At 69.7% G+C, this 18792-nt stretch carries 21 protein-coding genes and 1 tRNA gene; 6 read left to right on the forward strand and 16 right to left on the reverse strand.

Translation table 11 applies throughout. The features are described 5' to 3' along the window. Positions 1–909 (forward strand): response regulator (locus G6048_RS37160; RefSeq protein WP_165344005.1); only part of this gene is annotated, 909 nt, incomplete at its 5' end. A 98-nt stretch (positions 910–1007) separates the two neighbouring features. Here G6048_RS37160 and G6048_RS37165 read toward each other — a convergent pair. The 7 genes from G6048_RS37165 to G6048_RS37195 form a co-directional block, all read right to left on the reverse strand. Continuing rightward, positions 1008–2684, reverse strand: a complete 1677-nt coding sequence (locus G6048_RS37165) for a long-chain fatty acid--CoA ligase (protein WP_165344006.1) — start codon at positions 2682–2684, stop codon at positions 1008–1010. A gap of 224 nt (positions 2685–2908) precedes the next feature. Then, the gene (locus G6048_RS37170) at positions 2909–3463 is read right to left on the reverse strand and encodes a SigE family RNA polymerase sigma factor (protein ID WP_165344007.1); all 555 of its coding nucleotides are present in this window, start codon (positions 3461–3463) and stop codon (positions 2909–2911) included. Positions 3464–3713: 250 nt separating this feature from the next. Continuing rightward, entirely contained in the window at positions 3714–4886 is a 1173-nt protein-coding gene (locus tag G6048_RS37175) for a lipid-transfer protein (protein ID WP_165344008.1), read from the reverse strand. Beyond that, positions 4883–5326 carry a MaoC family dehydratase gene (locus G6048_RS37180; protein ID WP_328828107.1) on the reverse strand — a complete coding sequence of 148 codons (444 nt, stop codon included), beginning with the start codon at positions 5324–5326 and terminating at the stop codon, positions 4883–4885. The genes G6048_RS37175 and G6048_RS37180 overlap by 4 nt, the downstream gene beginning before the upstream one ends. Positions 5327–5346: 20 nt before the next feature. Then, positions 5347–6450 (reverse strand): acyl-CoA dehydrogenase family protein, encoded by a 1104-nt coding sequence (locus G6048_RS37185; RefSeq protein ID WP_165344010.1) that lies wholly within the window; start codon positions 6448–6450, stop codon positions 5347–5349. 1 nt (position 6451) lies between these two features. Further along, positions 6452–7444 carry a bifunctional MaoC family dehydratase N-terminal/OB-fold nucleic acid binding domain-containing protein gene (locus tag G6048_RS37190; RefSeq protein ID WP_165344011.1) on the reverse strand — a complete coding sequence of 331 codons (993 nt, stop codon included), beginning with the start codon at positions 7442–7444 and terminating at the stop codon, positions 6452–6454. Then, positions 7441–8604 carry an acyl-CoA dehydrogenase family protein gene (locus G6048_RS37195; RefSeq protein ID WP_165344012.1) on the reverse strand — a complete coding sequence of 388 codons (1164 nt, stop codon included), beginning with the start codon at positions 8602–8604 and terminating at the stop codon, positions 7441–7443. Before G6048_RS37195 ends, G6048_RS37190 begins: the two co-directional genes overlap by 4 nt. A 165-nt stretch (positions 8605–8769) precedes the next feature. Between G6048_RS37195 and G6048_RS37200 the strand changes: the two genes are divergently transcribed. After that, a complete protein-coding gene (locus tag G6048_RS37200) occupies positions 8770–9639 on the forward strand; it encodes a bifunctional DNA primase/polymerase (RefSeq protein WP_165344013.1) in 870 nt (289 codons plus the stop codon). Between the two features lie 139 nt (positions 9640–9778). Here G6048_RS37200 and G6048_RS37205 read toward each other — a convergent pair. The 6 genes from G6048_RS37205 to G6048_RS37230 form a co-directional block, all read right to left on the reverse strand. Beyond that, positions 9779–9865, reverse strand: a tRNA-Ser gene (locus G6048_RS37205). 466 nt (positions 9866–10331) lie between these two features. Then, the gene (gene amaP / locus G6048_RS37210) at positions 10332–10925 is read right to left on the reverse strand and encodes an alkaline shock response membrane anchor protein AmaP (RefSeq protein ID WP_165344014.1); all 594 of its coding nucleotides are present in this window, start codon (positions 10923–10925) and stop codon (positions 10332–10334) included. 9 nt (positions 10926–10934) lie between these two features. Continuing rightward, entirely contained in the window at positions 10935–11618 is a 684-nt protein-coding gene (locus tag G6048_RS37215) for a DUF6286 domain-containing protein (RefSeq protein WP_165344015.1), read from the reverse strand. Next, the gene (locus G6048_RS37220; RefSeq protein WP_165344016.1) at positions 11615–12061 is read right to left on the reverse strand and encodes an Asp23/Gls24 family envelope stress response protein; all 447 of its coding nucleotides are present in this window, start codon (positions 12059–12061) and stop codon (positions 11615–11617) included. The genes G6048_RS37215 and G6048_RS37220 overlap by 4 nt, the downstream gene beginning before the upstream one ends. Continuing rightward, a complete protein-coding gene (locus G6048_RS37225; RefSeq protein WP_165344017.1) occupies positions 12058–12285 on the reverse strand; it encodes a hypothetical protein in 228 nt (75 codons plus the stop codon). The genes G6048_RS37220 and G6048_RS37225 overlap by 4 nt, the downstream gene beginning before the upstream one ends. Positions 12286–12323: 38 nt before the next feature. After that, positions 12324–12755, reverse strand: a complete 432-nt coding sequence (locus G6048_RS37230; RefSeq protein ID WP_165344023.1) for an Asp23/Gls24 family envelope stress response protein — start codon at positions 12753–12755, stop codon at positions 12324–12326. Between the two features lie 239 nt (positions 12756–12994). On the opposite strand from G6048_RS37230, the gene G6048_RS37235 reads away from it, so the two are divergent. Then, positions 12995–13744, forward strand: coding sequence for a hypothetical protein (locus tag G6048_RS37235; protein ID WP_206342594.1), 750 nt, complete (start codon positions 12995–12997; stop codon positions 13742–13744). Between the two features lie 349 nt (positions 13745–14093). Here G6048_RS37235 and G6048_RS37240 read toward each other — a convergent pair whose 3' ends face one another. Continuing rightward, a complete protein-coding gene (locus tag G6048_RS37240) occupies positions 14094–15545 on the reverse strand; it encodes a S1C family serine protease (RefSeq protein ID WP_165344019.1) in 1452 nt (483 codons plus the stop codon). A 340-nt stretch (positions 15546–15885) separates the two neighbouring features. On the opposite strand from G6048_RS37240, the gene G6048_RS37245 reads away from it, so the two are divergent. Beyond that, complete coding sequence (locus tag G6048_RS37245; RefSeq protein WP_165344020.1) at positions 15886–16698, forward strand: glycerophosphodiester phosphodiesterase; 813 nt, start codon at positions 15886–15888, stop codon at positions 16696–16698. A 102-nt stretch (positions 16699–16800) separates the two neighbouring features. Here G6048_RS37245 and G6048_RS51170 read toward each other — a convergent pair whose 3' ends face one another. Further along, complete coding sequence (locus G6048_RS51170; RefSeq protein ID WP_268979219.1) at positions 16801–16926, reverse strand: hypothetical protein; 126 nt, start codon at positions 16924–16926, stop codon at positions 16801–16803. On the opposite strand from G6048_RS51170, the gene G6048_RS37250 reads away from it, so the two are divergent. Continuing rightward, complete coding sequence (locus tag G6048_RS37250; RefSeq protein WP_328828103.1) at positions 16883–17434, forward strand: ATP-binding protein; 552 nt, start codon at positions 16883–16885, stop codon at positions 17432–17434. The genes G6048_RS51170 and G6048_RS37250 overlap by 44 nt on opposite strands. 154 nt (positions 17435–17588) lie before the next feature. Then, positions 17589–18554, forward strand: coding sequence for a DUF5926 family protein (locus G6048_RS37255; RefSeq protein WP_165344022.1), 966 nt, complete (start codon positions 17589–17591; stop codon positions 18552–18554). 37 nt (positions 18555–18591) lie between these two features. On the opposite strand, the gene G6048_RS48910 is transcribed toward G6048_RS37255, so the two are convergent. Then, the coding region (locus G6048_RS48910) for a hypothetical protein (protein WP_206342595.1) at positions 18592–18792 on the reverse strand (201 nt) is incomplete at its 5' end.

An 18792-nucleotide genomic window follows, 5' to 3' on the forward strand; every position in this document is an offset into this window, starting at 1 on the left:
CCCCAGCCCCAGCCGACCGCACCTGCGCCCGACCCCCGGCCCGCCGACGCCACCGAGGGCCCCGGCCGCTCGTACGCCATAGGAGCCCCGGACGAGAACGCCGACGAAGGTCCCGAGCCGCTCGACGGCCCCGGCGGCGCGGTCGAGGTCGCGAACCAGCCCCTGCCGCAGCCGATGGACGACGAGCTGCCCCCGGAGCCCCTGGACAACCCACGTCGACTGCTGGTCTGGCCCGCGCCGGACGTCGGTACGCAGCAGGCGCTGAGCGACCGCGGTTACCGGCCGGTGATCGTGCACTCGCGCGAGGAGGTGGACGCGCAGATCGCCGCGTTCCCGGCCGCGCTGTTCGTCGACCCGCTGACCGGGCCCATCACGCGTACGGCGCTCCAGTCGCTGCGTACGGCCGCCGTCGCCGCCGAGGTGCCGGTGCTCGTGACGGCGGGACTCGGGCAGGCGACGCGTGAGGCGGCATACGGCGCCGACCCTGCCGTACTCCTGAAGGCGCTGGCGCCCCGCGACAGTGAGCAGCACCCGCCGCGTGTGCTGCTCATCGAGGAGCACGCGGAGATCGCTCTGGCGCTGACCGCGGCGCTGGAGCGGCGCGGAATGCAGGTCGCCCGGGCCTCGTCCGACTCGGACGCCGTCACCCTGGCCGCGCAGATGCGGCCGAACCTCGTGGTGATGGACCTGACGCAGGTACGCCGCCGCCGTGCCGGAATCGTCGACTGGCTGCGCGCGAACGGCCAGTTGAACCGCACCCCGCTCGTCGTCTACACCGCCGCCGTCGACCAGTCCGAACTCCCGCGCCTGGCGGCGGGGGAGACGGTCCTGTTCCTCGCCGAACGCTCGACGAGCAGCGAGGTGCAGAGCAGGATCGTGGAACTGTTGGCGCGGATCGGCACGAACTGATCGTTTGGCATAGGTGAGTTCGCAGGTGTGAGGTGGGGCGCTGTTTCACGTGAAACAGCGCCCCACCTCACCATGCCGGCCCAAAGCCGTCAGATCTGTCAGATCTGTGTGATGTCCAGGTCACCCGCGGCGTACTGCCTGCGCAGCACCTTCTTGTCGAACTTGCCGACGCTCGTCTTCGGCACCGTCTCGATGACCGTCCAGCGTTCGGGAAGCTGCCACTTGGCGATCCTGCCCTCGTCGGCGAGGAACGCGCGCAGGGTGTTGAAGTCGGCGGTAGCGCCCTCCTTGAGGACGACGGTGGCGAGCGGGCGTTCGCCCCACTTCTCGTCGGGGACGGCGACGACGGCGGCCTCGGCGACATCGGGGTGGGCCATGAGCGCGTTCTCCAGCTCCACCGACGAGATCCACTCCCCTCCCGACTTGATGACGTCCTTGGCGCGATCGGTGAGGGTCAGGAAGCCGTCGGGGCTGATCGTGCCGACGTCACCGGTCTTGAGCCAGCCGTCCTCGCTGAACTTGTCGGCCGGGCGCAGGACTTCGGTGGCCCCGTGGCCGCCGTAGTACGCGCCCGCGATCCATGGACCGCGTACCTCCAGCTCGCCCGCGGCCTCGCCGTCCCAGGGAAGCCGCTCGCCGCCGGGGCCGGTCAGCCGGGCCTCGACGCTCGCGGGGAAACGGCCCTGCGTGATGCGGTACGCGAACTCCTCGTCCGTGCCGATCGCATGGGCCGGCGGCCGGGCGATGGTGCCGAGCGGGGAGGTCTCCGTCATACCCCAGGCGTGGCAGACGCGCATGCCCAGCTCGTCGAAGGCCTTCATGAGGGAGGGCGGACAGGCGGAGCCGCCGATGGTGACCTGCGTCAGCGAACTCACGTCCCGCGGCTTGGCCTTGAGCTCCCCGAGCAGCCCCTGCCAGATGGTGGGGACGGCGGCGGCATGCGTCGGCTTCTCGCTCTCGATCATCTCGGCGAGCGGGCCCGGCTGGAGAAAACGGTCCGGCATCAGCATGTTCACACCGGTCATGAACGTCGCGTGCGGCACTCCCCAGGCGTTCACATGGAACTGCGGGACCACGACGAGGGACGTGTCCTGGTCGGTGAGGCCCATGGACTGCGTCATGTTGATCTGCATGGAGTGCAGATAGACGGAACGGTGGGAGAAGACGACCCCCTTGGGGTCACCCGTCGTCCCGGAGGTGTAGCACATGGCCGCACCCTGGCGTTCGTCCAGCTCCGGCCAGTCGTACGTCTCTGGCTTGTCCGCGATCAGTTCCTCGTACTCGTGCACCTGGACCGACGCCCCGTCCAGGAGCGAACGGTCGCCGGGACCCGAGACGATCACATGCTCGACCGACTTCAGATGCGGCAGCAACGGCGCGAGCAGCGGCAGCAGCGAACCGTTGGCGATCACCACCCGGTCTGCAGCGTGGTTCACGATCCAGGCCAGCTGCTCCGGGGGCAGCCGGAGGTTGAGCGTGTGCAGCACCGCGCCCATGCAGGGGATCGCGTAGTACGCCTCGACGTGCTCGGCGTTGTTCCACATCAAGGTGCCCGTGGGCTGGCCCTCTTCGACTCCGAGCTCCCGCAGGGCGTGCGCCAGCCGGGCGGCCCGTGCCCCGATCTCGGCGAAGGAACGCCGGTGCGGCTCCCCCTCGCCGGTCCACGTGATCACCTGCGAGGATCCGTGGATGGTCGACCCGTGGGTCAGGATTCTCGAGATCAGCAGCGGTACGTCCTGCATCGTGCTCTGCACGGCGTCCTCCCGGGGCGACATTGCCTGCGCGGTGGCATGAAAGGTTTGGGGCTGATTGTGCGCACATACCGCGCGGTATGTCACTAGTACCGGGATGATCGATCACGTACGTGTGCAGGGATTCCGTGCCGAGGCGGGCTATGTGAGGCGGCCGAGGACCTTCAGCCCGTGGGCGTTTGACGACGAGGCCTCAAGGCCGATAGGTGGAGGCTGGTGCGGAGCCCTGAGCAACGATGCCGCACGCGTCAGCGAACGGGTCCCAGCTCCGGGTCCTCACGCAGCTTGCCGAGCGCACGCGACACCGCCGACTTGACCGTGCCCACCGAGACGCCGAGCACCTCCGCCGTCTGCACCTCGCTCAGGTCCTCGTAGTACCTCAGAACGACCATCGCCCGCTGCCGCGCCGGCAACCTCATGATCGCGCGCCACATCGCGTCGTGAAGCGCCTGCTGCTCCGCCGGATCCCCGGCCGGCGGAGTCTGGGGCTCCGGCAGCTCCTCGCACGCGAACTCGTCGACCTTCCGCTTCCGCCACTGCGACGTCCGCGTGTTCACCAAGGCCCGGCGGACGTAACCGTCGAGCGCCCGGTGGTCCTCGATGCGCTCCCACGCGACATACGTCTTCGTCAGCGCGGTCTGCAACAGATCCTCGGCGTCGCTGGGGTTCGCGGTCAGCGAGCGCGCGGTACGCAGCAGCACGGGCTGGCGGGCCTTCACGTACGACGCGAACGACGGGTACGCGAGGGTTTGAGCCCTTGGCGTAGCGGCGTTCGAAGCGCTGGTGCAGACGGGTGTGGTCATGGCTCCACGCTAGGATCGCCCCCTACTCGAGCGGATCGGCCGGAGGTCCTGAAGCCTTGTCCGCCTCAGGTTGTAGGAGTGGCGCTGCCTCCACCTCCTGGAGGTGGAGGCGACGGCCCGTACCCCTGAGGGTCCACCCCTGAGAGACCCGTCCCACAGGAGTAGTACGGGGGCCCGCGCGGTCCCGAACGAGTACGCATCGGCTCTGGGAGTGGGCCCTGGGGAGTAGCGCCACGCAGCCCGCCTGTATTCAGCCTCCGTCATCCGTCCCCAGGATCAGCCCGGACGTCGGCACCCCCGTGCCCGCTGTGACCAGCACCCGGCGGGCGTCGGGTATCTGGTTCACGGCCGTCCCGCGCAGTTGCCGTACCGCCTCCGCCACCCCGTTCATCCCGTGCAGATACGCCTCCCCGAGCTGTCCCCCGTGTGTGTTCAGCGGCAGCCGCTCCTCAGCGAGGAAGTCCGCCGCCTCACCCGGCTTGCAGAACCCGAACTCCTCCAACTGCATCAGCACGAACGGGGTGAAGTGGTCGTACAGAATCCCCACATCCATCTCGGCCGCCGTAAGCCCGGAGGTACGCCACAACTGCCGCGCCACCACTCCCATCTCCGGCAGCCCTGTCAGATCGTCCCGGTAGAAGCTGGTCATCTGCTCCTGTCTGCGGCCGGCGCCCTGGGCCGCCGCCGTGATCACCGCGGGCTGCTGCGGCAGGTCTCGCGCCCGCTCCACGGAGGTGACGACCAGGGCCTGGCCGCCGTCGGTCTCCTGGCAGCAGTCCAGCAACCGCAGCGGCTCGACGATCCAACGCGAGGCGGCATGGTCGGCAAGCGTGATCGGTCTGCCGTGGAAGTACGCTGCCGGATTGGTCGCCGCATACTTCCTGTCCACGACCGCGACCTGCCCGAACGCCTCTGCCGTCAGCCCATACGTGTACAGGTAACGCTGCGCCGCCATCGCCACCCAGGAGGCGGGCGTGAGCAGCCCGAACGGCAGGCCCCAGCCGAGCGCCGCACCCTCGGCCGACGGCTCCCGCCGCTGCACCCCGGACCCGAATCTCCGCCCCGACCGCTCATTGAACGCCCGGTAGCAGACCACGACTTCGGCCACCCCCGTCGCCACCGCGAGCGCGGCCTGCTGAACGGTCGCACAGGCCGCCCCGCCGCCGTAGTGGATCCGCGAGAAGAAGGACAGCTCCCCGATACCAGCCGCCTGGGCGACCGTGATCTCCGGGCTGGTGTCCATCGTGAACGTCACCATGCCGTCCACATCGGCCGCCGTGAGCCCCGCGTCGTCGAGCGCGGCCCGAACCGCCTCCACTGCCAGCCGCAGCTCACTGCGCCCCGAGTCCTTGGAGAACTCGGTGGCCCCGATCCCCACGACCGCCGCCCGTCCGCCGAGCGTGTCCCTCGTGCGTACGCTCATGACCGGCCCACCCCTTCGGCGCCGCCCGGGACCGACACGGTCACCGTCCCCGTGACGTGCTTGCCGATGCCGTTGGCCCCGACCACCCTCACCGTGACCTTCTTGCCCGCGGCATCATCGCCCTTGAGTTCCGCCCCCTCCGCGGCGACTTCCTCGACCGTGCCGGTCAACACCATGGTGTCGCCGGGGTAGTTGGGCGCTCCCAGTCTGATCGCCACTCTGCGGAGGACGGCCGCTGGACCGAAATGGTCCGTGATGTAGCGGCCGACCAGACCATTGGTCGTCAGGATGTTCATGAAGATGTCCGGCGAGCCCTTCTGTCGTGCGAGCTCCGCGTCGTGGTGCACGTCCTGGTAGTCGCGCGAGGCGATGGCCCCGGCGACGATGAGCGTGCGGGTGATCTCGATCTCCAGCGGCGGCAGTTCATCGCCGACGCGCACCACCTGTCCGACACCGGCACTCATTGCGCCCCCGCCCCCTCACCGTCGCCCTCTTCGCGCACGATCAACTCCCCCAGTTCCTGGAGCACTTCGCTCCCGCATCCCAGATACGCGTCCAGCTGCCGCCCCCACAGAAAGTGCCGGTGCACGGGATGGTCGAGGTCGGCCCCCATACCGCCGTGCAGATGCTGGCCCGTATGCACCACGCGCTGCCCCGCCTCCGAGGCCCACCACGCGGCGGTCAGCGCATGACTGGCGTACTCCAGCCCCTCGTCACGTCGCCAGGCCGCCTCGTACGCCGTGACCCGTATCGCCTCCGTGTCCATGTACGCGTCCGCTGCCCTGAGTTGGACCCCTTGCTTGGCCGCGAGCGGCCGCCCGAACTGCTCGCGGGTGTTGGTGTGCTCCACCGCCCGGGCCAGTGAACCCGCGCACACCCCGGCCTGCAGCCCCGCGAAGGCGGTACGCGCGGTGGCAAGCACGTCGTCGTACGCCCCGCTCTCATTCGCCTCCGCACCGTTCGCCCCGCGCTCGTACGCCCCTTCGCCTCCCGACCCGCCGCCGAGCCGCTCCGCCGGCGTGCCGTCCAGCCTCAGCCGCCCCGCCGACCAGGGCGCCGTCAGCTCGACGGGGACACACTCCGCGTCTGCGGTCCGCACCAGCCACAGGCTGCGCTCGTCGTCCGCGACCAGGACATGCGTGGCGTCGCGGAGCCATGGCACCGCGGGGACGGTGCCGCTCAACTCCCCGGGGCCTTCCGCCCGTACGACCACTTCGCGCAGCGCCCCGCTCACCACCACCGTCCCGTCCCCTATGCCCGGCAGCAGCCGCTCCCGCTGCTCCGCCGAACCATGTGCCGACACCGCCGACAGCCCGTACACACAGCTCGCCGCGAACGGCACCTGCGCCGTCGTCCGCCCTTGTTCCTCCAGCAGGAGCACCAGCCCGAGGAGCCCTATGTCCGCGACGGCGGCCACGAGTCCGGCCTCGCACAGCGCCTTCCACAGCTCGGCATCACTGCCCGTCCCGGCGGCGGCGAGCCGCTCGGGCGTGGACAGGTCACCGAAGATCCGCGCGGCCAGCTCACGGGCCGCCGCCTGCTCCTCGGTGGGTATGAAGTCCATGTCAGCCTCCGCTCCCCTCGACAGCCGCGACGGCGCGGAAGACCGGCAGCTCCAACTCCTCGTCCGCCCGCTCGAATTCGAGCCGTACCGGCATCCCGATCCGCACCTCGTCGTGCGGCACTCCCACTACATTGCTGATCATCCGCACGCCCTCGGTCAGTTCGATCAGCCCGACGGCATAGGGAGGATCGAAGGCCGGGAAGGGCGGGTGGTGCATGACGACGTACGAGTAGACCGTCCCCTCGCCGCTCGCCTCGACCGTGTCCCAGCCCAGTGACCCGCACGCGTTGCACCCGGGCAGCCAGGGGAAGCGCAGCGTCTTGCATCCGTCGCAGCGCTGGATCAGCAGCCGGTGCCGGGCCACGCCCTCCCAGAATCCGGCGTTGTCACGATTGACGACAGGACGGGGACGCCGGGCCCGTGACACCGTCGACGCCTCCGAAACCGCCGCCTCGGTCGACGGTGACGCCGCCTCCGGATCCCTCGGTTTCCGGACCGCGGGCGCGTACTTGAAGATCCGGAACCGATGTGTCCCCGCCGGCCGCCCCCCTGCCCGTACATCCATCCGCGTCGTGACGAAATACCCCGTACCCAGCTTGGTCGTCTTCCGCGCGGACACCGATTCGATCATCGAGTCGAAGGTGATCTCGTCCCCCGGCCGCAGCGGCCGCAGATACTCCTGCTCGCAGTCGGTGGCGACCACGGAGGTGTACCCGGCGCCCTCGAGCAGCCCGAGCAGTTCGTCGTACGCCTGCGACCGGCCCGTATGCCCGGAATGGCCGGACAGACCTCCCATGGTCCAAGCCTGAAGCATGGTCGGTGGAGCCATGGCATCCGGTCCCGCATACGCCGGATGCCTGTCTCCCATCGCCTCGCACCAGTGCCGGATCATCGGCTCGTTGACCCGGTCCTTGCCCACTCCCGCGACCGCTGCCGCCCGCCCCTCATACGCCTTCAGCCGTGCGTCGAGGTCCCCGCCGGACTGCTCGCTCACCGCCGCCCCCTCGTCATCCCGAGCCGCATCGTCGCCACGATCTCGCGCTGCACCTCGCTCACCCCGCCCCCGAACGTGTTGATCTGCGCCGCTCTGTTCATCCGCTCCAGCTCGCCGCCCTCGAACGCACCCGGCGAACCCGAGCGGATCAGCCCGTCCGCTCCCACAATTTCCTGACACATTCGATACACCGCGACCGTCGATTCGGTTCCCGCGAATTTCACGCCGCTCGCATCGCCGGGTGCCAGTCGGCCCGCCCCGACATCCCCCACCAAACGCCAGTTGAGCAGGCGTGATGCCGCCAGCCGGGCATGCGCCTCGGCCAGTCTCGATCGCACCCACGGCTCGTCAACCCTGCGCCGCCCGGTCACCGGATCGGGCGTACGGGCCGCGGTCAGCGCGGCGGCGTAGAAATCCTCGGCCTGCATGCCGATCGCCGCGAGCGCGACCCGCTCGTGGTTGAGCTGGTTGGTGATGAGACTCCAGCCGCCGTTCTCCTCGCCGACGAGATTGCCCGCCGGAACGCGGATCCCGTCGTAGTACGTGGCCGTCGTGGTCAGCCCGCCCACCGTCTCGATCGGCGTCCATGAGAACCCGGGGGCGTCGGTGGGCACGAGCAGGATCGAGATGCCCTTGTGTTTGGGCGCGTCCGGGTCGGTGCGGCAGGCGAGCCAGATCCAGTCGGCGTTCTGCGCGTTGGAGGTGAAGATCTTCTGCCCGTCGACGATCCAGCCCCCGCCGTCGCGCACGGCGCGCGTACGCAGCGAGGCCAGGTCGGTCCCGGCCGACGGCTCCGAGTACCCGATGGCGAACACGAGGTCCCCGCGCAGAATCCGCGGCAGGAAGAAGTCCTTCTGCTCCTGGGTCCCGTACTTCATCAGTGTCGGTCCGACGGTGTTCAGCGTGACCATGGAGACGGGGGCGCCCGCCCGGTAGGCCTCGTCGAAGAACACGAACTGCTCATCGGCGCCGCGCCCTTGACCCCCGTACGCCACCGGCCAGCCCAGGCCCAACCAGCCGTCGGCACCAACGCGCCGAAGAAGCGCCCGCTGCCGCCCCGAGTCGGTGGCTCGCGGCGGCCCGTCAGGCATCAGGTCCCGGAAGTACGCACGGAGTTCGGCGCGCAGTCGTCGCTGGCGCTCGGTGGGGGCGAGGTGCACGACGACGGCCCTCCCGGACCTCGTACGAATAAAGGATTTCTGACTGTCCGTCAGATCCTGGGGCCTGTCAAGGTCACCGGAAGCACCCCGCTGAAACCAGGGCCCGGCCGCCTCCAGGGGCTCCCCCCTCTTCCTTTTTTCGAACGTACGTACGAACATAGAGTCATGGCCACCATCGACCGGCAGGCCACGACGCTGGCCCTTGCACACGCGCTGTCAGCCGCCGAACGCGGACTGGCCGTCATCCCACTGTCCCGAACCAAGCTCCCGGCGCTGCGCTCCCCGCACCGCGACGACCCGACGGCGCCGCCCTGCCACGGCGAGTGCGGTCGCTTCGGGCACGGTGTGTACGACGCCTCGACCGATCCGGAACGCATTCGCGAGCTCTTCGCCGCCGCCCCCAGGGCCACCGGCTACGGCATCGCCTGCGGTCTTGAGCCACACCACCTCATCGGCATCGACCTCGACACCAAATCGGGCACCGACTCCTCGGCGGCGCTGCGCGAACTCGCCCTGCGCCACCTGTTCACGATCCCGGAGACGGTCGTCGTCCTGACCCCCAGCGGCGGCCGCCACCTGTGGCTGTCCGGCCCACCCGACATCGTCGTCCCCAACTCCGCGGGCCGCCTCGCCCCCGGCATCGACATCCGCGGCGCCGGCGGCTACCTCGTCGGCCCCGGCTCGCGCTCCGCACACGGCATCTACAGCACGGCTCCGGGTACCTCCCACCTGGCGCCCGCACCCTGCCCACGCGCCCTCCTGCGTCTGCTCACGCCCCCGCCCAGGACGCACCACCCCACGCCCTCCTCAGCAGGCGGGCACGGCCAGGGCCTGGTCCAGTTCGTCGCCGCCGCCCACGAGGGCCAACGCAACACCCGCCTCTTCTGGGCGGCCTGCCGAGCGTACGAGAACGGCATCGGCGACGAACTCGTCGAACCGCTGGTGTCCGCGGCGCTCCAGGTAGGCCTTTCGGAGCGGGAGGCACGGTCGACGGTCGGGTCGGCGCAGCGGCTGGTGGGGGGACGGCAGGGGTGAGGGAGGACCAGGTCAGGCCAGTACCTCCACGTTGGCTCACAGATGGCCCATACGCACTGGTCAAACGTGGGCCACGGGCGAGTCAGGGCGCATGCAGAAGGGGCGCCGCTCCGGAGAGTGGCACCCCTTCTGACCTGCGCGGTGGGTGTGGGATTTGAACCCACGGTGACATCGCTGCCACGACGGTTTTCAAGACCGTTCCCTTAGGCCGCTCGGGCAACCCACCTACGCCCCGACCCACCTGGGGTGGAGCGGCTACAGCCTACCGGCCTCACGCGTTGCGCAGGGGGCGTGGTCCACACGGGGTCCACTGGCGCTGCTCCGCTGTCCAGGAGCACTACTCCAGCCAGCACCGGCCTGCGCACGTGGAAGCCTAGGGCTATCCCAGCATCCCCGAGAGGAGAGGGGGCTCCGCTGGCTCCTGTGCCCATACCCACCCACGGCGTCCGCGGTGGAGCACACAGAACCGACGCTCTTGATCCGTAGGATCGGGCACTACGCCAGCATCGCGGTTCTCTTCCGCTTCTACGCGAAGGCAATACATCGAAGCCAGCAGCGTGCGAATGAGCAGATCCAACGCGCCCTAGAAGCCGCGGACGAGTAGCTCTTGCCCGACAAGGCGCCGCCCCAGCAGTGCGAGTGGGACGGCGCCTTCGTCGCTCATTCCCACTTCGGGTCGGCCCTTGGCGTGCCTAGGCGACGTGTTGGGCGCGGTGGCGGGCTTCCCGGAGTCGGACCTTCGACGGGAGGCGGTCCAGGCCGGCCGAGTCCCGCGCGTGTACGAGCGTTTCCCGGCTCAGTTCTCCCAGAGTCCGCACCGGATCCGCGTGAGGCTCCAGCAACAGCCGCACGCGTGCGGTGGGGGCGGTGCGTCGGCCCGTCAGCCGGACATGAGCCCGCGAGACCCCGTCCAGGGCTTGCGCCTCTTCCGCGATGACGTTCTCCAGTGTGCGGCCGTTGAGTCGGGCCGCCGCGCCGTCCTCACTGTTGACGAGGACCCGGTCCAGGCGGTGTCTGCGTTGCGCAAGGAGCCACCACAGCAGCAGGGCTAGCAGCACGGCGAGCACCGCGATGACGGTCGGCCACCACCAGCCTTCTTCCCGCCACCGGGTGCGTCCCTCGGCGCCCAGCACCACATCGTCCGGCCCACGGAAGGGCCACCAGCCCGGCACGTCGAAATCCCAGCGGCGCTGCAGATCCAGCCCGCCCAGCAGCACACCGCCACCCAGGGCGAACAGTCCAAGGCCGAGAAGCCCCAGCAGCACCCGGTTCGCCGTCTTGAGCATCGAATCACCTCAGCCCTTCTTCGGGCGCCGGACGCGCACGGCCAACGTGGGTTGCCGGGCTAGGCCCAAGGACGTCACGGCTTCGCCCAGTTCGGCGTCCAGGTCCGCGCGGACCTCGTCGAGATCGCGGAAATGTGCCCGTGCCCGGGCTTTGACCTTCCGGCGGCCGACTGAGACCCGTGCCGACTGGACACCGGGCACCTGCATGGCCCGGTCGCGCAGGATCAGGGCGGCCGCGCGGCGGTCGAGCCCGGCGCGGACCTCCCCTGTCCCGGGGACGTCGGTGGGCTGCCGCATAGGCAGCAGCCTGCGCAGTCCCGGCGTCACCGCCAGCAGGAAGAGCCACAGGCCGAGAGCCGTTGCCACCGCGGCCCCGACGATCACCCAGATGTCATCCAGTGGCCGTGTGGCCAGTTCCTCGGCGAGCCGCCGCCGCCAGCGCATCGCAGACTGGCCTGCCCGCACCGAGACCACGTCGTACAGGAGCAGTCCGATGGCCGCAGCGGACAGCAGGGCCACGATGGCGGCGGAGATCCGCCGCGCGGACCAGAAACGGCGTGCCGAGCGGCCCGATGCATCGACCGCTGCCGTCGCGCCCGCGCCCGGTGGGCCATCGGTGGACGGAGCTGCTTGTCCGTGATCGGAGGAGAGGTCGCTGTCGCCGGTCGGCTGCCGCCAGGTGTTCGCGCTCATCTCACCCTCTCCTGGTCCGTGTGCCGCGAGTGCACCGAGTGCAGCCTCTCGACCGACACCGCGAGGTCGGGGACGTCCATGCCGGCCCACGTCCTGAGCCGTTCGGTGACCTCCTGGCGCACTGCGGCGCACTGTGCCCCGATGTCGGACGGATAGCCGAGCTCCACGGTGATACGCATCCGCACCTCGCCGAGCACCGCCTGCCGTTTGACGGCAGGCTCTCCGTCTCGTCCTGCGGCATTCCGCTCTGGTGCCCGCCGCACGGCTGTGGTCACGCGTGGTGTCCGGCGGCCGGGTGGTACGTGGCCGGCCGACTCGGTGAACCGGCTCAGCGCATCGCGCGCAACCTGGGAGGCGATCTTCGCAACGACCTGGTCGGCGACGGTGGTCGCACCGCGCTCCCCGCGGGGGATGCCCGGGCGCCGATCGGCTTCACCGGTCACCGCCGCCAGTCTCCCCGAGTCCGTCGCCGGTCATCGCGGATCCGCTCCTGCCGGTCTCGGCGGCGGACGAAGTCGCCCGGTTCGAGATCACCTTCCATGAAGCGCCCGACCACGAGGCCGACCACGCCCAGCCCCAGCACCAGCAGGAAGGCCCAGAAGTCGCCGAAATACGCGGCGAAGCCCAGCGCCATTCCGGCCATCAAGCCCACCACGGCCCTGCTCATCACGCGCTCCTTCTCTCAAGCGGGCTGCTCCGCCCCGGTTACTGGATCCGCTGCCGCTCTTCGCCTTCGTCCTCCTCGTCGGGCAGCTTCACGTCGCTGACCGCGATGTTGACTTCCACGACTTCGCGGCCTGCCATCCGCTCCACAGCGGAGATCACGTTCTCCCGAACTGCACCGGCGACGTCCGTGATCGACACGCCGTAGTCGACGACGATCTCCAGATCGATGGCCGCCTGCCGCTCGCCGACCTCGACACTGACGCCGCGCGTGACGGACTTGTCACTACCGGCACCCGGCATCCGCTCCCGCATGGATCCCATCGAGCGCGCGGTTCTGCTGCCCAGGGCGTGGACGCCGAGCACATCCCGCGCCGCCATTCCGGCGATCTTCTCCACCACCACATCGGCGATGGTCGTCCGGCCGCGCGAGCCGGGCGCACCGACTTGCTTTACGCCGGTGTTCTCAGTCATCGAGGTCATCGAGCGATTCCTCCCTCAATCAAGGAGCCCACCTGGCACCACTGTTAATACTATAGTTCGCCTTAGTGCAAATTGTCCGAAATGCGAAATCATGAGGCGGAGCGGTGCCGAGTGGCACGAGCGGCCCTACTCGAAGCCGGGGACACTCCGGGCGCAGCGCGACAGCAAAGAACCGCGGCCATGGGCCATACAAAGAAAAGGCGGTGAGAGGTCAGGTGACTGAGGCGTGGATGCAGGCAGTCCGGCGCCACCTCGACCTGGGCCGGCTGCTCCCGCTCGGCGGGCCCGACGACGGGACATGGATCACTGAGCAAGCGGCCGTCCGGGTCCTCGGGCGCGTTGCCGCTGAGATTCCCGGTGTTCGGCTGGAGTCTCTGCGCATCGGGTCGGCACCGCTCGAGCCCGTGTCCGAGTCGGCCGTCCATCCACCGGCCAGCGCGCTACCGCCTGGACCGCTCAGGATCGAAGCCGCCTTCACAGCATCCCTCGGGCAGCCGCTGCCTGAGACCGCCGATCAGTTGAGGAGCACACTGCTCAGCACCGCCGCCGAACGGCTCGGCCTGGCCGCCGTGACAGCTGACCTGCGCGTCACAGATCTCCATGAGGGCCCGGAGACAGTCGGCAGGTCGCGAACCTCAAAGAGGGCCATGAAGCCCCCGCCGGAAGGTGCAGCAGCGCGAAGCTCGCACCCGGCGACCGAAATAGGGCCCACGCCGGGGCCCACCGGGGAGCTGGCCGACGTCGCGGCGGCCGTTCCGGGCGTCGCCCGACTCACCGCCGCACTGGGAAGCCGCCCGGTCAAGGTGGAACACCATGACGACCCACCCGGCCGACACATCGAGGTCCAGCTCGCGGTCGCCCCCGGACACCATCCACTGGAAGTCGCCCGCGCCGTCCGGGCCGCCGTAGCCGACTCAGCCACTACCGACACCCCGGACCCGGTCACCGCCGCCGTCCTCATCACAGAAACCGCGACCTAGCCGGCCAGGCGTCAAACCTGGTTGTTCAAGAGGTCTGGAGACCCCTGCAATCAAGGCTGTCTCACAGGCCAAAGCTGGTCCACGCCTGGTCCACACGCGCTGATCCACACCGCGACAGAGCCGAATCAAGGTGAGACAGCCCCATGCAGAAGGGGTGCCCCTCAGTGAGAGGCACCCCTTCTGACCAGCACGTCTATGAGCTGCGGAGTCGGCGAGATCCGTACCTACGGGAGGCTTTCACGTCCTCACGTTTTTCAAGACCGTTCCCTTAGGCCGCTCGGGCAACCCACCCCGCGCCGAACAGAGATCGGCGCGGGATCAAGACTAACCGGTCGGCTGTCGTGGTGGGTCAGCTGTCGCCCTCCCGTTCGCCGAGAGTGACCTCGGTCGTGTTGGTCTTGCCGTCGCGGGTGTACGTGAGCGTGACGGTGTCGCCGGGCTGGTGGGTCCAGATTTCGCCGATGAGGGCGGGGCCGCTGTCGATCGCCGTGTCGTCGATCTTAGTGATGACGTCGCCCGGCTGAAGGCCTGCCTTGTCGGCGGGGCCGCCCTCCTCGACCGCGTCCGCTCCGCCCGCGCCCTCCTCGGTGATCCTCGCGCCGCCGGTGCCCTCCTGGAGGGAAACCGAGGCGCCTATCACCGGGTAGACCGGCTGGCCGGTCCTGATCAGCTGCTGGGCAACGTTCTTCGCCTGGTTGATCGGGATCGCGAAGCCCAGGCCGATGGAGCCGGACTGACCGGTGCCGCCCAGGCCGTTGCTCGCGGACTGGATGGCCGAGTTGATGCCGATCACCGAGCCGTTCGCGTCCAGGAGCGGACCGCCGGAGTTGCCCGGGTTGATCGAGGCATCGGTCTGCAGGGCGCTCATGTACGAGGCCTTGCCGGTGGAGCTGCCGTCGCTGGAGGCCACCGGGCGGTGCTTGGCGCTGATGATGCCCGTGGTCACCGTGTTGGACAGACCGAAGGGCGCGCCGATCGCGATCGTCGAGTCGCCGACGGCCACCTTCTCAGAGTCGCCGAGCGGCAGCGGCTTGAGGTCCTCGGGCGCGTTGTTGAGCTTGATGACCGCGACGTCGTAGCCCTGCGCGTTGCCGACTACCTCGGCGTCGTACTTCTTGCCGTTGGGGAAGGTCACGGAGAGCTTGCCGCCGTCGACGGCCTCCGCGACCACGTGGTTGTTGGTGAGGATGTGGCCCTGCTTGTCCATGACGAAGCCGGTGCCCGTGCCGCCCTCGCCGCTGCCGCTCTCCGACTCGATGGTGACGGTGCTGGGCAGCGCCTGGTTGGCGATCGCCGCGACCGTGCCCGCGTCCCGCTTGAAGTCACCGCCGCTCTGCGAGGCGGACACCGTCGTCGAGCCCGTGGAGGAGTCGTTGCTGTCGGCCGCCCAGTAGCCGATGCCGCCGCCCACGCCGCCCGCGACGAGCGCGGCCACCAGGACCGCGGCGATCAGGCCGCCACGGCCGCCGCCGGACTTGGGCGCGGGCTGCTGGTACGTGGATCCCCAGCCGGCGCCCGAGCCGCCGTTCGCATACGCGGGCGTGGCCGGCGGAGGCGGAGGGGGCCAGGCGCCCGGCTCCGCACCGTGGGCGGCACTGGTGCCGTCGGGCGCCCCAGGGGGCACCGGCGGCAGTACGGCCGTCGGATCGCCCTCCTGGGATTCCGGATGGGCCCCCGTCCGCGGTGGAATTCCGTGCTCCGGATGCGTGGAAGCAGCGGGAGCGTCCACCGGCACGGGAGGGGCGGACGGGGCGGGGGGTACCGCGTTGCCCTCGTTGTTGCCCTCGTTCTCGGTGCTCACAGCTCTTCCTCTCGATCCACTGCTGCTTCTTCCGGTCGCGCTCGGTCTCGCTCACTCATAAGTGCTCATACGTGTCCGCGATCCCGCGCGATTCAGATGTGCAGGTACTTCTGTGTATGCCGTCAGCTTTTCCCACGGGACGTCAGGGCGCCATAAGCGGTGCCTGTGGGTCCGGGAGCTTTCAGGACCTTCTTTTGTACCTGAGGACCCGGCCCCTCACTTCTTTATATGGGACCAGTCCGACATAACCATCGCAGCCCCTGGGCCGCCGCCTTTAGCGCGTACCCACGCGCGCGGGCAGCATGACGCAGCCACGCGCGCGTGGTGGCACCATGACGCGGTGACCCACGCACGACAGCACCTGATTCAGGTGGTCGCTCATCGCGGCGCCTCCGAAGACGCCCCGGAGCACACCCTGGCCGCGTACGAGAAGGCGATCGAGGACGGGGCGGACGCCCTGGAGTGCGATGTCCGGCTGACCGCGGACGGCCATCTCGTCTGTGTCCACGACCGCCGGATCAATCGCACCTCCAATGGCCGCGGAGCCGTCTCCGCCCTGGAGCTCGCCGATCTCGCCACCCTGGACTTCGGCTCCTGGAAGAACCGAGACGAGGCGCCCGACTGGGAGCAGCAGCGGCCGCCGTCCTGGGAACAGCAGTCCGTCCTGACACTCGAGCGCCTCCTCGAGCTCGTGGCCGACGCCGGCCGCCCTGTGGAGCTGGCCATCGAGACGAAGCACCCCACGCGCTGGGCGGGCCAGGTCGAGGAGCGTCTGCTGTACCTCCTGAAGCGCTTCGGCCTGGACGCCCCGGCCTCCGCCGCCGAATCGCCCGTACGGGTCATGAGCTTCTCGGCGCGCTCGCTGCACCGCGTACGGGCGGCCTCCCCGACGCTGCCGACGGTCTATCTGCTCCAGTTCCTCTCACCTCGACTGCGCGACGGACGGCTGCCCGTGGGCGTCCGGATCGCGGGCCCGTCCATGCGGATCGTGCGCAACCACCCGCTGTACATCGAGCGCCTGAAGCGGGCCGGGCATCAAGTTCACGTATGGACCGTGAACGAACCCGAAGACGTCGCTCTCTGTGTCGAGCTGGGTGTCGACGCCATCATCACCAATCGCCCGCGCGCGGTACGGCACCAGCTGGGCCGCTGACCTGCGAGGTCCGGGGACTTCGGCCAGACCGTCGAAATCCGGCCACGCGATTACGGGGAGTGCTCCGGCGCGTTCGGTCCGTGTTCGAGGGTTACGAGTGCGTCACTGCATGTGCATTGGCCGGTTTCCGGTCCAGTCCAGGGGGGCATCCACACCGTGGCGTGGGGCGAAGGAGGTCTCGGGGGTGGCGTTGGTGGTGGCACAGGAGGTGCCCACGTCGTCGAGCATGGCCGTACCCCATGGCCCTGCGGGCGTGGGGGAAGCAAGACAGCGGATGCGCACTCAGCTGCGTACCGGTGGCGTGGCGGAAGCGGTCATCGACGATGCCGTACTGATCCTTTCCGAACTGTTGAGCAACGCGTGCCGGCACGGCCGGCCGCTGGGCGACGCGCTGGCGGGGGACGGAGATGTCCGGGCCGCATGGCGGGTGGACCCGGGCGGACGGCTGACCGTCGAGGTGACGGACGGCGGTGGTCCGACCCGCCCGGTTCCGGCCACGCCCTCGGTCACCGCACACGGCGGCCGTGGGCTGAACATCATCACCGCGCTGGCCGACGACTGGGGCGTCAGGGACGACGTCCAGGGCGAGGTCACGGTGTGGGTGGTCGTCCAGAAGGACACACATGACCCACATGCGGAGCGTCGGCGGAGCGACTTCGCGGCGCGCATCACGGCTCCGCCAGTGTCCGCGATACCCGACCTGAACTTCGGGGACTCGTTCGACAACTTGGACTGAGGCTCCGGTCAGGCTGAAGCACGGGCTGGACCGGAAGGCCGGTTACGGGACGACGCGACGGGCTGGCAGGTTATCCACAGGGTCCCGTGGGTCCTCGTACGAGCGGCTAGGCTCGCGCCCGTACGACAGACGCCGTAACCGGGAGAAACCCACGATGGCCAAGAAGCGATCCCAGACGAAGGCCAGGCAGCCGCTGCCGCAGGACGGCGAGATCCCGGTTGTGGGAGCCCGTGAGCCCTGCCCCTGTGGCAGTGGCCGCCGCTACAAGGCGTGTCACGGGCGGAGCGCGTCGCATGCCGTGACGGAGCTGGTGCAGCGCCCCTTCGAGGGGCTGCCGGGCGAGTGCGACTGGGTCGCGTTGCGCGAGCTGGTGCCCGCGGCCACGGTCGAGCTGACGCTCGAGGACCCCCTCCCGGAGGGCGTCCCTTCGGTCACGCTCGCGACCGTCCTGCCGATGGCGTGGCCAGCGCTGCGCCGCGACGACGGCTCCGTGCTGATCGGCCTCCAGAACGACACCTCTTCCGGCGACATCAGCCGCGACCTGGCCGACACCCTGCAGCGAGCATTGACCGCCGATCCCGGCACTCCCGTCCAGGGCCGGCGGGCCCCGGCGGACGGCCCGCGGCTACAGGAACTCCTCGACTCCGAGGGCGCGTTCGAGCCCGTTGTGCACTCGGGATTCGAGTTCTGGGTCCCGGACTCGGAGCACGCGACTCCGGAGGTGACCGCATCCCTGGAGCGCGCCAACGCCGCCGCCATCCCGACCGTGAAGCTGTCGGGCGTCGACGCCGCGTACTGGTGCGAGACCCCGGACAAGAACCATCTGCGCTGGGTGATGCCGCACGCCGAGGAGCAGCTTCTGGACGCGCTCGCGCGGCTGCACGCGGCCGGCCGGTCGAGCCTCGGAGAAGGCACCCGTCTCGTGGGCTCGTTCCGTGCGCACGGCCTCACGGTGCCGGTCTGGGATCTGCCGACCGGTGTCACAGCGGAGGACATCGAGAAGCCGGCCGCCGAATTCGCCGAGCGGCTCGCCGCCGCCCTGGCCACCGACGCACCGCTCACCGCGGACGAGCGCCGGGCGCGTGGCGGCCTCACCAACCGCCAGGTCACGCTGAGTTGACGCCCGTTCGACACCCTGTCTGCGGCTGACCGACCGGTCAGCCGCCAGGGTTCTTGCGGAGCCGGTGACTCCTGTCACAACTCCCTGTCATGGCAGGAAATTCGGTGTGCGAATAGCCGAGATCGAATTTGCGAACCGCCGATCTCTTGTTACCGTTCAATAGCCCGGTTGCTGGTGCATCCCCCGTCGCCAGCAACCGGGTCTTTGCGTTTCCGGATCCCGGCCCGCCCTTGATGCG

The organism is Streptomyces ureilyticus (genome assembly GCF_011045025.1).
GTDB lineage: Bacteria > Actinomycetota > Actinomycetes > Streptomycetales > Streptomycetaceae > Streptomyces > Streptomyces ureilyticus.

Excerpts from the sequence above, each read along its gene's own strand:
- G6048_RS37165 (WP_165344006.1), bottom strand. The coding sequence starts at position 2,684 with ATGTCGCCCCGGGAGGACGCCGTGCAGAGCACGATGCAGGACGTACCG.
- G6048_RS37170 (WP_165344007.1), bottom strand. The coding sequence starts at position 3,463 with ATGACCACACCCGTCTGCACCAGCGCTTCGAACGCCGCTACGCCAAGG.
- G6048_RS37175 (WP_165344008.1), bottom strand. The coding sequence starts at position 4,886 with ATGAGCGTACGCACGAGGGACACGCTCGGCGGACGGGCGGCGGTCGTG.
- G6048_RS37185 (WP_165344010.1), bottom strand. The coding sequence starts at position 6,450 with ATGGACTTCATACCCACCGAGGAGCAGGCGGCGGCCCGTGAGCTGGCC.
- G6048_RS37200 (WP_165344013.1), top strand. The coding sequence starts at position 8,770 with ATGGCCACCATCGACCGGCAGGCCACGACGCTGGCCCTTGCACACGCG.
- amaP (WP_165344014.1), bottom strand. The coding sequence starts at position 10,925 with ATGCTCAAGACGGCGAACCGGGTGCTGCTGGGGCTTCTCGGCCTTGGA.
- G6048_RS37215 (WP_165344015.1), bottom strand. The coding sequence starts at position 11,618 with ATGAGCGCGAACACCTGGCGGCAGCCGACCGGCGACAGCGACCTCTCC.
- G6048_RS37225 (WP_165344017.1), bottom strand. The coding sequence starts at position 12,285 with ATGAGCAGGGCCGTGGTGGGCTTGATGGCCGGAATGGCGCTGGGCTTC.
- G6048_RS37230 (WP_165344023.1), bottom strand. The coding sequence starts at position 12,755 with ATGACTGAGAACACCGGCGTAAAGCAAGTCGGTGCGCCCGGCTCGCGC.
- G6048_RS37235 (WP_206342594.1), top strand. The coding sequence starts at position 12,995 with ATGCAGGCAGTCCGGCGCCACCTCGACCTGGGCCGGCTGCTCCCGCTC.
- G6048_RS51170 (WP_268979219.1), bottom strand. The coding sequence starts at position 16,926 with ATGCTCGACGACGTGGGCACCTCCTGTGCCACCACCAACGCCACCCCC.
- G6048_RS37255 (WP_165344022.1), top strand. The coding sequence starts at position 17,589 with ATGGCCAAGAAGCGATCCCAGACGAAGGCCAGGCAGCCGCTGCCGCAG.